Origin of the sequence: Promicromonospora sp. NPDC050880 (assembly GCF_044456525.1) — a bacterium.
Taxonomy (GTDB): domain Bacteria; phylum Actinomycetota; class Actinomycetes; order Actinomycetales; family Cellulomonadaceae; genus Promicromonospora.
Map to the genome: position 1 here is coordinate 191,228 of NZ_JBITFV010000007.1, position 13,295 is coordinate 204,522.

Sequence of the window (13,295 nt, forward strand, 5' to 3'; positions counted from 1 at the left end):
CGACCGGCGTCAGCGACGCATGGTCGCGGTGGCCCGCTCGCACAGGACGCTGCGCCGTCGGGCGAAGGCGCCTAGTGCGTCGGGACGAGCGTGCGCAGCTCGTCGAGCATCTCGATCTGGACGTTCACCGGCTCCGACGACGGGAAGGCGAACGTGACGCCGTCGACCCCCCGGCCCCGGAGCTTCTCGATGTCCTCGGCGAGCTGCTTCGGCGCACCACCGAGGAAGGGGCGGTCCCCGCCCATCGGCGCTGCGGTCATCGGGGTGTTCGACTGGGCGATCACCATGAGGGCGGACGGGTCCCGGTCGAGTCGCTCCGCACCCTGCCGGAACCTGGCGGCCTGCGCCGTCACGGCGTCCAGGGACAAGGCCACGGGCGTGATGCCGTCCGCGATACGGGCCGCGCGATCGATCCCGGCGTCGGTGAAGGCTCCGATGATGACGGGGATGCTGCCGCGCACCGGCTTGGGATTGATCTCCGAGGCCTCGATCGAGTAGAAGCGGCCGTCGTACTCGACCGGGTCAGGGCCCCAGACGGCGCGGACCGCCGCCACCATGTCGTCGAGACCGGACCCGCGACGCTTCCAGGGCACGTTGGCCGTCGCGAACTCCTGAGGGATCGAGCCCTGCCCGAACCCGGCGATGACGCGGCCTCCGCTGAACTGGTCGAGCGTCGCCAGGCGGCGGGCCAGCATCACCGGCGTGTGCAGCAGCGCGCTGAGGATGCTGGTCCCCAGGGTGATGCGGCTGGTGAGCGCGGCGACGTGGCTCAGGGTCTGCAGGGGCTCGTAGGTGGTGTGATAGACCTCGGGCGCCCGCTCGAGCGTGCCGTCGGGGCCCGGCCAGATCGGCGCCATCGGGCGCAGCAGACGTTCGTAGGTCCAGAGCGAGTCCCATCCCAGGCGCTCGGCGGCCTGCGCCATGGCGGTGATGGTGGCGGGCGACGCGTACGGCCCCGAGACGGGCAGCATGATTCCTAGCTTCACGAGGTCTTCCTCTTTCTGCTGAGAGGCGTCGATCGTAGGTTTACTTCAAACTTGAAGTCAAGCATGAAGTGTCACGACGCACCTGTGCTCAGACCGGACGACCTCGACGGTTACAGCGTGGCGCGCTCGGCACCGGGCGGCCAGGAGCGCCCGGGTTCCACCTGAGCGGCGACCTGGCGGCCGATGTCGCGCAGCTGGGTCACCTGGTCCGCGCCCAGCGCATCGAACACGCACCGGCGCACGTTCTCGACATGACCGGGGGCAGCCTGCTCCACCACGGCCATCCCGGCCTCCGTGAGCATCGCCTCGGTGATGCGGCCGTTCTCGGGAGCAGGCTCACGGACGAGCAAGCCGCGCTGCTCGAGACGCTTGGCCACGTTGGACAGCCTGGACAGGGACCCGTTGGCGAACTCCGCGAGGGCGGTCATCGTCATGCGCCGCCCCGGCGACATGGACAGGGAGGCAAGGACGACGTATTCGAAGAAGGTGATGCCGCTGTCCCGCTGCAGCTGCGCGTCGATCGCCCCCGGAAGCTTGGTCATCAACCAGCACAGGGACATCCAGGCGTCGTTCTCGTCAGGCGAGAGCCACTGCACTTCGTTCGGGCCGACCACGGCTCACAGGCTACCTGCTGGTCACCTGCCGAGCGGGCGGCGAGCTTCGCAACCACACAGCCGAGGTCCTGCGCCGCGTGGCCGACGGCGACCACGTCGCCACCAGTCGATGCGTTCCACGGCCGCGACGCTTCGACCTTCGCATTGCCGTACGGGTCACCCGTGGACCCGGCCGAGGCCACGGCGCCGGCCTCGGCGAGCCGCTGGGTGTAGCGGATCGCTCGATATTCGGTGAGCAAGAGGTTCGTCGCGACCTCCGCGATGGCAGCACCCTGCGGCCTGGCGTCGCTATCGCTGCGGTTGTGCGCGGAGTCCGTCGAGGATGAGCGCGAGCATGCGGGGTGATCGGTCGCCAGGTCCGGGCGTGGCACGCCAGAGCGCTGCGGTGAGCTGGAGGAAGTCGGCGGGGTCGGCGTCGGGGCGGATGCTCCCGTCGCCCCTGCCCGCGTCGAGCATCTCCCTGATCGCGGCGACGACCGGGCCGTAGGTCTGTTCGTTGATCGCCTCGTGGGCGTCGGGGCTGAGCGCGTCGCCGAGGCCGTGCTTCTTGCGCATGGCCTCGACAAGTCCGGTCGTCCACTGGCGCAGAGCTTCCAGCGGGGACAGCTCGGCCAGCAGGTCAGGCACGGTGCCGATGATGCGTTCGACCTCGTCCTGGTACACGGCCAGGACCAGCGCCTCCCGCGTGGGGAAGTTGCGGTACAGGGTTCCCGCGCCGACGCCGGCGCGCTGGGCGACCTGGTTCATCGACGTGGCGCCGTCGGCGGCGAACGCCTCGCGCGCGGCCGCGAGGATACGTGCCCGGTTCTCCCGGGCGTCTGAACGGACCACTGAGACCTCACCTTGCTATGTGGAGAACTCTCCACTACGGTAGTGGAGAACTCTCCACATACCTTAGAGGTGCATCATGCAATACACAAAGCTAGGCACGACAGGTCTGGACGTGTCACCGATCGCGATCGGCGCGATGACCTACGGCGAACCCGATCGGGGCCATCCGGTGTGGTCGAAGGGCGAGGACGACGCGCGGCCGCTGATCAAGCACGCGCTGGAGTCGGGGATCAACTTCTTCGACACCGCGAACCTCTACTCCAACGGCTCCAGCGAGGAGATCCTCGGCCGGGCCCTGGCCGACTTCGCCGACCGCGACGAAGTGGTGATCGCCACCAAGCTGCGCCACCCGATGCGCCTCGGCCCGAACGGCCGAGGCCTGTCCCGCAAGGCGATCATGACCGAGGTCGACCACTCGCTACGCCGCCTCGGGACCGACTACATCGACCTCTACCAGATCCACCGCAATGACCACGCCACACCGTGGGAAGAGACCCTCGAAGCCCTCAGCGACCTCGTGAAGGCCGGCAAGGTGCGGTACCTGGGTGCGTCCTCCATGCATGCGTGGGAGTTCGCCAAGGCACTGCACCTGCAGAAGCAGAACGGCTGGGCCCGCTTCGTCTCGATGCAGGACCACTACAACTTGCTCGCCCGTGAGGAGGAGCGCGAGATGATCCCGCTGTGCCTCGACGAAGGCGTCGGCACGGTCATCTGGTCGCCGCTGGCCCGCGGTCGCCTCGCCCGCGCCTGGGACGACGCACGCTCGACGGTGCGCTCGGAGACCGACGGCGCCTACGCCGACACGCTCTACTCACCCGAGCAGGAGGCCTCCAACCACGCAGTCATCGACGCCGTCGGCCACGTCGCGGAAGCACACGGCGTGGCTCGCGCCCAGGTCGCCCTGGCCTGGCTGCACCGCCAGCCGGTCGTCACGGCTCCGCTGGTCGGCGCCGCCTCGATCCAGCAGATCGACGAGGCCGTCGCCTCGCTCGACGTCCGGCTCACCGACAACGACGTGCGCGCGCTGGAGGCCCCCTACACGCCGCGGCACGACTGGCAGGGCATCTCCGACGAGGCCGAGCTGGAAGCCATCCGTCGGCGGGTGCCGGGAATGGCACTGTCATGAACCAGATCATCCGTTCCGGTACGACCGCCCGCATCGGCACGCTCTTCCTGCTGCTGGGCCCGCTCGTGTCGTGGGTCGCCGAGCTCGTCACCGCCGCTGCATGGCAGGACCCGACGTACTCCCCCTTGTACAACTGGGTCAGTCACCTCGGCCTGACCGGGCCGGCACAGACCGCGTTCGGGCAGGTCGGGAACTCCCCTCTGGGTGCGGTCATGGACGTCGGCTGGGTGATCTACGGCATCCTGCTGATCGTCGGCGCAGCCCTCCTGTTCGACGTCCGCAAGGGCGTGCGCCCGATCGCCGTGGTGGTCCTCGCGGTAGTCGCCGGCGTGGGCGTCTCCTTGGTGGGCATCTTCCAGGGATCGAACGCCAATGTCACGAACGGCCTGATCACGTTCCACACCCTCGGTGCACAGAGCGTCATGGTCGCCGGCAACATCATGGCGATCGCCGTCGGCGCCAACGGCAGCCGCATCGGACTGAGCCGAGCACGATCGGTCGCGAGCATCGCGCTCGGCATCCTCGGGCTGGTCGCGCTTCCTGTCTTCATGACCAATGTCCTCACCGGCTGGATGTGGAACATCGGCATGTTCGAGCGCGCCGTGATCTACCCGATCATGATCGGCCACGTCCTGCTCGGCACCGGCGTGCTGGCTGTCCGACGGCGACGCACGACACCCGCGCTGCCGACCCTCCGAATCCAGACCGCGAGCTGAGGAACACACCCATGTCACAGGTACTTGTCACCGGCGGGTCAGGCTTCATCGGGAGCTGGTGCATCCAGGCGCTGCTGGAGGCCGGGCACGACGTGCGCACCACAGTTCGCGACCTTGGGCGCGAGCCCGCCCTGCGTTCCCGGCTCCAGGCCGCGGCGCGATTCGACGAGACGCGCCTGACCGTCGTACGCGCCGACCTGGTCAGCGACGACGGCTGGGCAGAAGCGGTCAGCGGGTGCGACCACGTGCTGCACGTCGCCTCGCCGACGCTGCGCAACACTCCCGAGAGCGAAGCGGCGATGGTCACCGCCGCGCGCGACGGGGTCCTGCGGGTCCTTCGAGCGGCCCGCGACGCCCGCGTGCGCCGCGTCGTCCTGACCAGCGCGCTCGGGGCCATCGGTTACGGGCACCCGCCCCGGGCCGCACCGTTCACCGAGCAGGACTGGACCGACGTCGATGCCGACATCGCGCCGTACCAGAGGTCGAAGGCCCTCGCCGAGCGAGCGGCCTGGCAGTTCGTCGAGGAGGAGGGCGACGGGCTCGAGCTGGCCGCGGTGCACCCCGCCGCCGTGATCGGTCCGGTCCTCGGGCCGGACGACCCGCCGTCGCTGCGGTTGATCCGCAGCATGCTCGACGGCGACGTCCCCGCCTGCCCGCCCTTCGGCACCAGCTGGGTCGACGTCCGGGACGTCGCCGACCTGCACCTGCGCGTCATGACCGACCCTGCCGCCGCCGGCGAACGGTGGCTCGCTTCGGCCGGCCCGAGCCTGCGCATCGTCAAGGTCGCAGCGATCCTCCGCCACCGGCTGGGTGATCGAGCCGCGAAAGTCCCGACCCGCGAACTGCCACTGCTGCTCGCCCGCGTCCTCAGCCGGTTCAACCCCGGGCTGAACGCGATTCGCCCGCAGCTCGGACGCGACTTCGACGCCAGCAGCGCCAAGGCGCAGCGGCTCCTCGGATGGTCGCCCCGTCCCATCGACGACACCATCACCGACACCGCGGAAAGTCTCCTTGCCCACACGACCACGAGCAGGTAGGAGGACCACGACCCCGCACCGGGGGCTCTCGAGAACAACGGGAATCACACTGCGACCCTCGCGCACTGGGCGGTACACCGGGGCGTCACCACTGCAGTGTGCACGGGTTGAACCTCGTGAACTCGGGGTCGGCCGCGCCGGACCCGTGCGCACTTCTGTGCGTACACGCCTGTGCGGAAGAAGCGAAGAGCCCCTCCCCGGTCTGTGACCAGGTGAGGGGCCCTTCTTTTGTAGCGGGGGCAGGATTTGAACCTGCGACCTCTGGGTTATGAGCCCAGCGAGCTACCGAGCTGCTCCACCCCGCGTCGGTGATCCCTACTCTACGCACCCCGAGCGCCGGTATGCAAACCGGACCGGGTCGTCGAGACGCAGGTCACAGGGGATCGAACCGTTCCGGTCGTGGAACGATCGACCCCATGACGACGGAGCTGAGCGACACCACCCAGACCGCCGACCGCATCGCCCACCTCACGGACCAGCTCGCCGCCCTCCCGCACCTGCGACCGGACCCGCGCACGGACGCCTTGTTCAGCGACCTCGTGCACACGGTGCTCGCCGCGCCCGAGGGCCAGGCCCGCGACATCCTGGCGCACGAGGAGATCAGCCGCCGCAGAGCCGCCGTCCGCGACCTGTCCGCACGCGGTGAGACCGCCCTGGAGCACGCGTGGGCGGAACGCATCGTCGCCGCGCCGGACCCTGGAAGCACCTTGACGTCGTTCCCCTACCTCGACAACTACCAGCGGCTCACCGCCCTCGAGGTCGGGCTGCTCACGAGCTCGGGCGGCACCCCGGCGGCCGTGGCCGTCGTCGGCTGCGGCCCCCTCCCCCTCAGCACGCTCGGGTACGCCGGCGCACTCGGTTGCCCTGTCGTCGGCCTGGACCGGGACCTCGCCGCGGTCGTCCTGGCCCGGCAGGTCGGCGACCGGGTGGGCCCGCCGGACGTCCGGTTCGAGCAGGCCGACGCCGCCGACGCCGACCTCACCGGCTACGACGCCGTGGTGCTCGCGGCGCTGGTCGGCGAGACGCCGTCGGCCAAGGCCGGGATCCTGCGGCGGATGGCGGGCGCCATGCGGCCCGGTGCCCTGCTCCTGGCGCGCAGCGCGCGCGGGCTGCGCACCCTCCTGTACCCGCCGGTGGACGTCGGAGCGATGCCGGGCTTCGAGGTGCTGGAGGTCGTGCACCCCACCGACGACGTCATCAACTCCGTGGTGGTGGCCCGGCGGCTCCCGTAAAGCAGTCAGACCTGCAGGTCACCGGAGTGACCTGCAGGTCTGACAGGTTGTGCTGCGAAGGATCAGCCCTGCTGCTGGGCCTCCTCGGCGGCTATCGCGTCCTCCAGGGCCTTCTGCAGGCGGTCCTGCGCCTCGCCGTACGCGGCCCAGTCACCGGCACGCTGCGCGGCGTCCGAGTCCGCCAGGGCGTCGGCAGCCTCCTGCAGGGCGGCGTCCAGGTCACCGGTGGGCGCGGTGCCCGGCTCCTCGGTGGCGCCGTCGGTGGGCTCCGTGGACGGCTCCGTCGAGGGTTCCGTCGTCGGGTCGGTACCCGTCTCGCCGTCCGGCGGCGCGACCGGTGCCTCGTCCTCGGCTGTGCCGGCGTCCCCGGCCTGCGCACCCGAGTCGCCGCCGAACACCTGGTCCAGCGCCTCGTCGAGCGTGTCGGCGAAGCCGATGTCGTCACCGAAGGACACCAGCACCTTGCGCAGCAGCGGGAACTGCGTGCCACCGGTCGACTGGATGTAGACGGGCTGCACGTACAGCAGGCCGCCACCGACCGGCAGCGTGAGCTGGTTGCCGCGCCGCACCGTGGACGCACCGATCTGCAGGATGTTCAGCTGCTCGGAGATCGTCGGGTTCGAGTCGAAGTTGTTCTGCACCTGGCCAGGGCCGGGCACGGTCGTGTCCCGGGGTAGCTCGAGCAGGCGTAGCTTGCCGTAGTCCTCGGACTTGGTGCCCGCCTCGTTCCCGGCGTCGGCATCCACCGCGAGGAACCCGGTGAGCACCTCACGGTCGGTGTTACCGCCCGGGATGAAGGTCGAGGTCAGCGAGAACGTGGACTCGTCCTGGCCCGGCATCTGCAGCGTCAGGTAGTACGGCGGCTGCAGCGGCGCGGGGGTGGTCTCCGACGTCGGGTCGGTCGGGTTGTTCCAGAAGTCCTGGCCCGAGAAGAACTCGGCCGAGTCCGTCACGTGGTACTGGCTGAGCAGCGTGCGCTGCACCTTGAACAGGTCCTCCGGGTACCGCAGGTGGCTCATCAGGTCGCCGGAGATCTCGTCCATCGGCTTGACCGACGCCGGGAAGATGTTGGTCCAGGCCTTGAGGATCGGGTCCTGGTCGTCCCAGGCGTAGAGGTCGACCGAGCCGTCGTAGGCGTCGACGGTCGCCTTCACCGAGTTGCGGATGTAGTTGACCTCCTCGGGCAGCACGACGGCGCCGCCCTGCTGCTGCGTGAGGGTGTCCGCGACGGCCTCGTCCAGCGGCGTGGACGTCGAGTACGGGACGGCGTCGCTGGTGGTGTACGCGTCGACGATCCACTTCACGCGGCCGTCCACGACCGCCGGGTAGACCCGGTTGTCGAGGGTGAGCCACGGCGCGACCTTGCTGACGCGCTGCTGCGGGTCACGGTCGTAGAGGATCTGCGACTCGCTCGTCACGCGGTCCGAGAACAGGATCTGCTCCTCGCCGAACTTCAGCGCGTACAGCAGCTTGCTGCCGAACGAGCCGACGTCCGGTCCGGCGTCGCCGGTGAAGGTCGTGTTGACCTGGCCGCCGTCGTCCGCGTCGTCCGCCTGGTAGTCGAGCTCCCACGGCTCGGTGCCCTCCGGGGCGCCGACGATCGAGTACGTCTGGGTGCTCGGGCTGAAGTAGATGCGCGGCTCGTACTCGCCCTCCATGTCGCTGATCGCGCCCTGCGACGGGATGCCGCCCTCGAAGAACGCCGGGCGGCCGTCCGGTCCCGGCTGGTTGCCGTACGCGGCCACCACGCCGTAACCGTGCGTGTACACGGTGTGGTCGTTGACCCAGTTGCGCTGGTCCTGGCCCAGCCCGTCGAGGTTCAGCTCGCGCACCGCGATCACGGTGTCCCGCGACTCGCCGTCGATCTCGTACTTGTCGACCGACAGGGAGTCGTTGAAGTTGTAGTACTGCTTGTTCTGCTGGAGCTGGCGGAACGACGGCGACACGATCTGCGGGTCGAGCAGGCGGATCGACGCGGCGGTGTCGGCGTCGGCGCGCAGGGCGCCCTCCTCCGCCTGGGTCGTCGCGTCGTACTGTTCCTTCTCGATGTCCTCGATGCCGAACGCCGAGAGCGTCGCGTCGATGTTGCGCTGGATGTACTCGCTCTCCAGCTCCTGCGCGTTCGGGTTCACCTGGAAGCGCTGCACGACGGCGGGGTAGATGCCGCCGATCGCGATGGCGGACACGACCATGAGCCCGACGCCGATCGCCGGCAGGCGCCAGTCACCACGGAACGCCGTGACGACGAACAGCGCGGCCACGAAGATGGCGACGACGGTGAGGATGCCCTTGGCGGGGATCACCGCGTGCACGTCGGAGTACGAGGCGCCGTCGAACCGGTCGCCCGCGTTGGTCAGGATCGAGTACCGGTCGAGCCAGTAGTTGGCGGCGATCAGGAGCAGGAGCACCGCACCGACGACGGCCAGGTGCACGCGCGCCGCGGTGGTGGTGCGGGGACCGCCGGCCGCCGCCGGGCCCACCCGCAGGCCGCCGTACAGGTAGTGCGTGATCACGCCGGCGATGCCCGCGATGACCACCACCGAGATGAGGAACCCGACCGTGAACCGCAGCGCGGGCAGCATGAAGACGAAGAACCCGAGGTCCATGCCGAACTGCGGGTCGTTCTCGCCGAAGGGCTCACCGTTGAACGCAAGGAGCACGGTGCGCCACTGCGCCGACGCCGCGACGCCCGCGAAGAAGCCGACCAGGACCGGCGCGGCGATCATCACGACCCGGCGCAGCGGCTCGACGGCCTCGCGGTACTGGTCGAGCGTCGCCTGCTCGGGCGTGCTCGGGGCGTAGATCGGCCGGGACCGGTACGCCGCGGTGAACGACCAGAACACCGCCCCGCCCATGATCAGGAAGCCCGCGGCGAACAGCGCCGCGCGCATGCCCCACTCGGTCCAGATCACCGAGGAGAACCCGAGCTGCGTGAACCACATCACCTCGGTCCAGAACTGGGCCAGGAGGAGCAGGGCCGCGATCAGGACCGCGACCGCGACGACCGCCACCCCCAGCGGACTGCGTCGTCGGGCTCGAGGGGCGCCGCCGCCGGATGGGCGGCGCGGTGCTGCGGCGAAGGACACGACTGCGTTACCTCACGTCATCAATGGTTGGGCCGTACCCAGGTGGAACGGCCGGGCGGTGCTCAAGGTTCCCAGCACAAGGTTCCCACATCCTCCAGATGTACAACACACGGTCAACAGGTCGGCATACGCGCCGGCGTCAGGGGCACGTCGGCAGGTCGGCGCCGTGACCGCGCCCGATCTGCTCGACGGCGTCGCGCGCCTCGGCCAGCGTCGAGACCTTGACCACGTGCAGCCCGTCGGGCACGTTGCCGACCACCTGGTCGCAGTTGTCCGCGGGGGCGAGGAACCAGTCGGCCCTGTCCCGCACGGCGCCGTACAGCTTCTGCTCGATGCCGCCGATCGGCCCCACAGTGCCCTCGGGACTCATCGTGCCGGTGCCCGCGATGATGTGCCCGTTCGCCTCGTCCTCGGCCGTCAGCCGGTCGATGATGCCGAGCGCGAACATCGTGCCGGCGCTCGGGCCGCCGATGTCCTCGATCTGGATCGAGACGTCGACGGGGAAGTCGTACCGCGGGTCGATGTAGACGCCGAGCACGGCACGCTGGCCGTTGCCCGAGGTCGTGACGTCGACGTCCATGGTGCGCTCGCCGCGCCGCACGCCGAGCGTGACCGTGCTGCCGGCCTCCGTCTCGGCGAGCCCGGTGATGAGGTCCGCGTACGTGCCGACGGGCTCGCCCTGGAACCGGGTGATGACGTCGCCCTCCTGGAGCTTGCCCGCGGCCCCCGAGCCCTCCTCCGTGCCCGCGACGTCCAGCACCGCGGGCACGTCGTAGCCCAGCTCGGTCAGGGCCGCCGCCGTCGCGGACTCCTGCGACGAGACCATCTCCGCCTGGCTGACCTCCCGCTGCTCCTCCTTGGTGGTCGCCTCGGGGAAGATCGCCTCCACGGGCAGCACCGAGCGCCGCGGGTCGAGCCAGCCCTGGATCACCTGCCCGGACATCACCGGGTAGCCCGGACCGCCCAGCACGGACACGGTCGTCAGGAGCAGCTTGCCCGACGACTCGTAGGTGCGCGCGCCCTCGATCTCGATCAGGCCCTTGGCGAGCGTGTCCTCCGTGGGGCCGGGCGACCGCATGGCGTACGGCGTGGGCAGCACGAGCGCCACCGCGGCCAGGACCGCGGTGGCCAGCAGGGACACGCCCAGCGTGACAGTGCGACGGGTGACCGGCGCGACCTCGGGCGGCAGGTCCTCGAACGGCGCCGGCTCGGGCTGCGGGGTGGGCTGGCGGTCACGCATGTCGGTCACCACCCCATCATTCCGCACTTGGCTGAGGGTTCCATGAACCAGGGCGCGAACCCGGCCCGACGGCGGCCCCCGGCACCTGTTCCCATGACGCCACCACTACGCCTCCGGGCAAAGAATTTCCACTTGAACGGTGTGTTATACCCCACGGGACGCCGATAACACGCTACGGTCGTTCCGTGGCCCACGACGCCCTGACGTCCGTGGAGGTGCGCCGGAGCCGCCGTCGCACCGCCACGGTGAGCGCATATCGCGACGGTGGACGGACCATCGTCGCGATTCCCGCGCGCTTCTCTCGGGCGCAGGAACGGGAGTGGGTGGCCAAGATGGTGGCTCGGCTGGAGGACAAGGAGCGGCGCCGCCGCCCGTCCGACCAGGAGCTCATGGACCGGGCCTGCGAGCTGTCGACCAAGTACCTCGACGGCCGGGCGCGGCCGTCCAGCGTGCGGTGGTCGGCGAACCAGGGCCGGCGCTGGGGGTCGTGCACGCTGCTGGACGGCTCGATCCGCATCTCCACCCGCGTGCAGGGCATGCCGTCGTGGGTGCTCGACTACGTGCTGCTGCACGAGCTGGCGCACCTGCTGCACGCCGGCCACGGCCCGGAGTTCTGGAAGATCCTGGAGGTCTACCCCCGGACCGACCGGGCACGCGGGTTCCTGGAGGGTGCCTCGCACGCACAGGACGAACCGGGGCTACCCACCAGCGACGACGGCGACGACGCCTGAACGCCGGACGGGCCGGGCGGGACTACCTGGTCTCGCCGTCCGCGTCGTCCCGCGGTTCGTCGGCCGGGCCGCCGTCCGCCTGGTCGTCGCGGGCCGCCTGGTCGCCGGCCCTCTGGTCGTCGGCACTGGCCCTCTGGTCGTCGGCAGGGCGGTCGTCGCCGGTGGTGCGGGGCTCGGCCGCCTCCTCGTCGCCGAAGATCTCCCGCAGCGCCGCGTCGACGTCCGCGTGCTCGTTCTCCGCCGCCTCGCGGCGCACCAGGTAACCCGACGGGTCGTCCAGGTCCTGGGTGCCGGGCAGCAGGTCGGGGTGGTCCCAGACCGCGTCACGGCCCGCGCTGCCCTGCGCCCGGGCCACGATCGAGAACAGCGTCGCGGCGTCACGCGACCGGCGCGGCCGCAGCTCCAGGCCGACGAGGGTGGAGAACGTCTGCTCGGCCGGGCCCCCGGCCGCGCGACGACGGCGGATCATCTCGCGCAGCGGCACGGCGTGCGGCAGGTGCGGCAGCGTGGCGACGGCCGTCACCTCGTCCACCCAGCCCTCCACCAGCGCGAGCGTGGTCTCCAGGTGGAGCAGCACGGCCTTCTGCTCGTCCGTGTTCTGCAGGCCGAAGACGCCGCCCGACAGCGCGCTGCGCAGCGCGTCGGAGTCGGCGAGGTCGATGTCGCGCACCTGCGCCTCGAGCGCGTCGAGGTCGATGGTGATGCCGCGCGCGTACCGCTCCACGATGGACAGCAGGTGCGAACGCAGCCACGGGACGTGCGTGAACAGCCGCGCGTGCGCCGCCTCGCGGACCGCCAGGAACTGCCGGACCTCCTCCAGCGGGGCGTCCAGGCCGTCGGCGAACGCCGCCACGTTCGTGGGCAGCAGCACGGTGTCGGGGCTGTCGAGCAGCGGCAGGCCGACGTCGGTGGCGCCGAAGACCTCGCGCGACAGAGTGCCGGCGGCCTGGCCGACCTGCATGCCGAACACCGCGGAGCCCAGCCGGCGCATCATCTGGGTGGGGTCGATCGATCCCCCCAGACCGTGCAGCACGCCGGCGGGCATGCCAGGCACCGCCTCGCCGTCGTCGACCCCCTCCGGGAGCTGGTCGCGCAGCACCGTGGCCAGCGCCTCCGAGACCGACGAGGCCACGGGCGCCGCGAGCTCGTTCCACACCGGGAGCGTGGCCTCGACCCACTCGGACCGGTTCCACGCGCGCCGGGTGCCGCCCGCGGGCGGCAGGTCGGTGACGGCGTCGAGCCAGAGCTCGGCGACCGCGAGCGCGTCGGTCGCGTCCTTGGCCTGCTTGCCCGTCAGCGACGGGTCGCCCTCGCTGACGGCCACCTGCCGCGCGACGTCGTGCGCGACGTCCGCGTTGACGGGTCCTGTGCCCTCCGCGGAGAGCATCTTCTGCACCTGGGCGAGTGCGTACTGCATCATCACGGGGTCGGGCGGGCCACCGAGGGCGGTCGGATCGATGCCCCGCTCCCGCATCTCGGCCATCACTTCGTCTGCGCCGTCGCCGAGCATGGAGCGCAGCATCTCCTCCCACGACTGGGGGGAATCGCCGGGCTGGTGCTGGTCGCTCATAAGGTCACCGTAACCGGGCGGGCAAGTGGTGCGCCGTGCTTTCGGCTCTGGGCGCACTCGGGAACTCCTGGGCCACCTGAGGCGCTGAAGATACCTCTGGACCTGTGGACGGCGGTCCGGGGCGGC

Annotated in this window: 11 protein-coding genes and 1 tRNA gene; 5 read left to right on the forward strand and 7 right to left on the reverse strand. The window is 70.6% G+C overall.

Annotation, left to right across the window (positions count from 1 at the left end; all coding sequences use genetic code 11):
* Positions 1-71: 71 nt before the first annotated feature.
* From ACIBBF_RS14440 to ACIBBF_RS14450, 3 genes are all read right to left on the reverse strand, one after another.
* Positions 72-986, reverse strand: a complete 915-nt coding sequence (locus ACIBBF_RS14440) for a TIGR03619 family F420-dependent LLM class oxidoreductase (protein ID WP_397414331.1) — start codon at positions 984-986, stop codon at positions 72-74.
* Between the two features lie 110 nt (positions 987-1,096).
* On the reverse strand, positions 1,097-1,600 hold the full coding sequence (locus ACIBBF_RS14445) for a MarR family winged helix-turn-helix transcriptional regulator (RefSeq protein ID WP_397414333.1): 504 nt from the start codon (positions 1,598-1,600) through the stop codon (positions 1,097-1,099).
* A 288-nt stretch (positions 1,601-1,888) separates the two neighbouring features.
* Complete coding sequence (locus ACIBBF_RS14450) at positions 1,889-2,431, reverse strand: TetR/AcrR family transcriptional regulator (RefSeq protein ID WP_397414335.1); 543 nt, start codon at positions 2,429-2,431, stop codon at positions 1,889-1,891.
* Positions 2,432-2,507: 76 nt separating this feature from the next.
* On the opposite strand from ACIBBF_RS14450, the gene ACIBBF_RS14455 reads away from it, so the two are divergent.
* The 3 genes from ACIBBF_RS14455 to ACIBBF_RS14465 are packed head-to-tail and all read left to right on the forward strand — an operon-like array spanning position 2,508 to position 5,310.
* Positions 2,508-3,557, forward strand: a complete 1,050-nt coding sequence (locus ACIBBF_RS14455; protein ID WP_397414338.1) for an aldo/keto reductase — start codon at positions 2,508-2,510, stop codon at positions 3,555-3,557.
* Entirely contained in the window at positions 3,554-4,273 is a 720-nt protein-coding gene (locus ACIBBF_RS14460; protein WP_397414341.1) for a DUF998 domain-containing protein, read from the forward strand. The genes ACIBBF_RS14455 and ACIBBF_RS14460 overlap by 4 nt, the downstream gene beginning before the upstream one ends.
* 11 nt (positions 4,274-4,284) lie before the next feature.
* The gene (locus ACIBBF_RS14465) at positions 4,285-5,310 is read left to right on the forward strand and encodes an NAD-dependent epimerase/dehydratase family protein (RefSeq protein ID WP_397414343.1); all 1,026 of its coding nucleotides are present in this window, start codon (positions 4,285-4,287) and stop codon (positions 5,308-5,310) included.
* 231 nt (positions 5,311-5,541) lie between these two features.
* Here ACIBBF_RS14465 and ACIBBF_RS14470 read toward each other — a convergent pair.
* Positions 5,542-5,615 (reverse strand) — tRNA-Met (locus ACIBBF_RS14470).
* A gap of 111 nt (positions 5,616-5,726) precedes the next feature.
* Between ACIBBF_RS14470 and ACIBBF_RS14475 the strand changes: the two genes are divergently transcribed.
* Entirely contained in the window at positions 5,727-6,542 is an 816-nt protein-coding gene (locus tag ACIBBF_RS14475) for a nicotianamine synthase family protein (protein ID WP_397414346.1), read from the forward strand.
* Between the two features lie 62 nt (positions 6,543-6,604).
* Here the strand turns inward: ACIBBF_RS14475 and ACIBBF_RS14480 are convergent, their stop codons facing one another.
* Positions 6,605-9,628 carry a UPF0182 family protein gene (locus ACIBBF_RS14480; RefSeq protein WP_397414348.1) on the reverse strand — a complete coding sequence of 1,008 codons (3,024 nt, stop codon included), beginning with the start codon at positions 9,626-9,628 and terminating at the stop codon, positions 6,605-6,607.
* 139 nt (positions 9,629-9,767) lie between these two features.
* Positions 9,768-10,868, reverse strand: a complete 1,101-nt coding sequence (locus ACIBBF_RS14485; RefSeq protein WP_397414414.1) for a PDZ domain-containing protein — start codon at positions 10,866-10,868, stop codon at positions 9,768-9,770.
* A gap of 185 nt (positions 10,869-11,053) precedes the next feature.
* On the opposite strand from ACIBBF_RS14485, the gene ACIBBF_RS14490 reads away from it, so the two are divergent.
* Positions 11,054-11,599 carry a SprT-like domain-containing protein gene (locus tag ACIBBF_RS14490; RefSeq protein WP_397414350.1) on the forward strand — a complete coding sequence of 182 codons (546 nt, stop codon included), beginning with the start codon at positions 11,054-11,056 and terminating at the stop codon, positions 11,597-11,599.
* A gap of 22 nt (positions 11,600-11,621) precedes the next feature.
* Here ACIBBF_RS14490 and ACIBBF_RS14495 read toward each other — a convergent pair whose 3' ends face one another.
* Positions 11,622-13,169 carry a zinc-dependent metalloprotease gene (locus tag ACIBBF_RS14495; protein WP_397414352.1) on the reverse strand — a complete coding sequence of 516 codons (1,548 nt, stop codon included), beginning with the start codon at positions 13,167-13,169 and terminating at the stop codon, positions 11,622-11,624.
* Between the last annotated feature and the right edge of the window lie 126 nt (positions 13,170-13,295).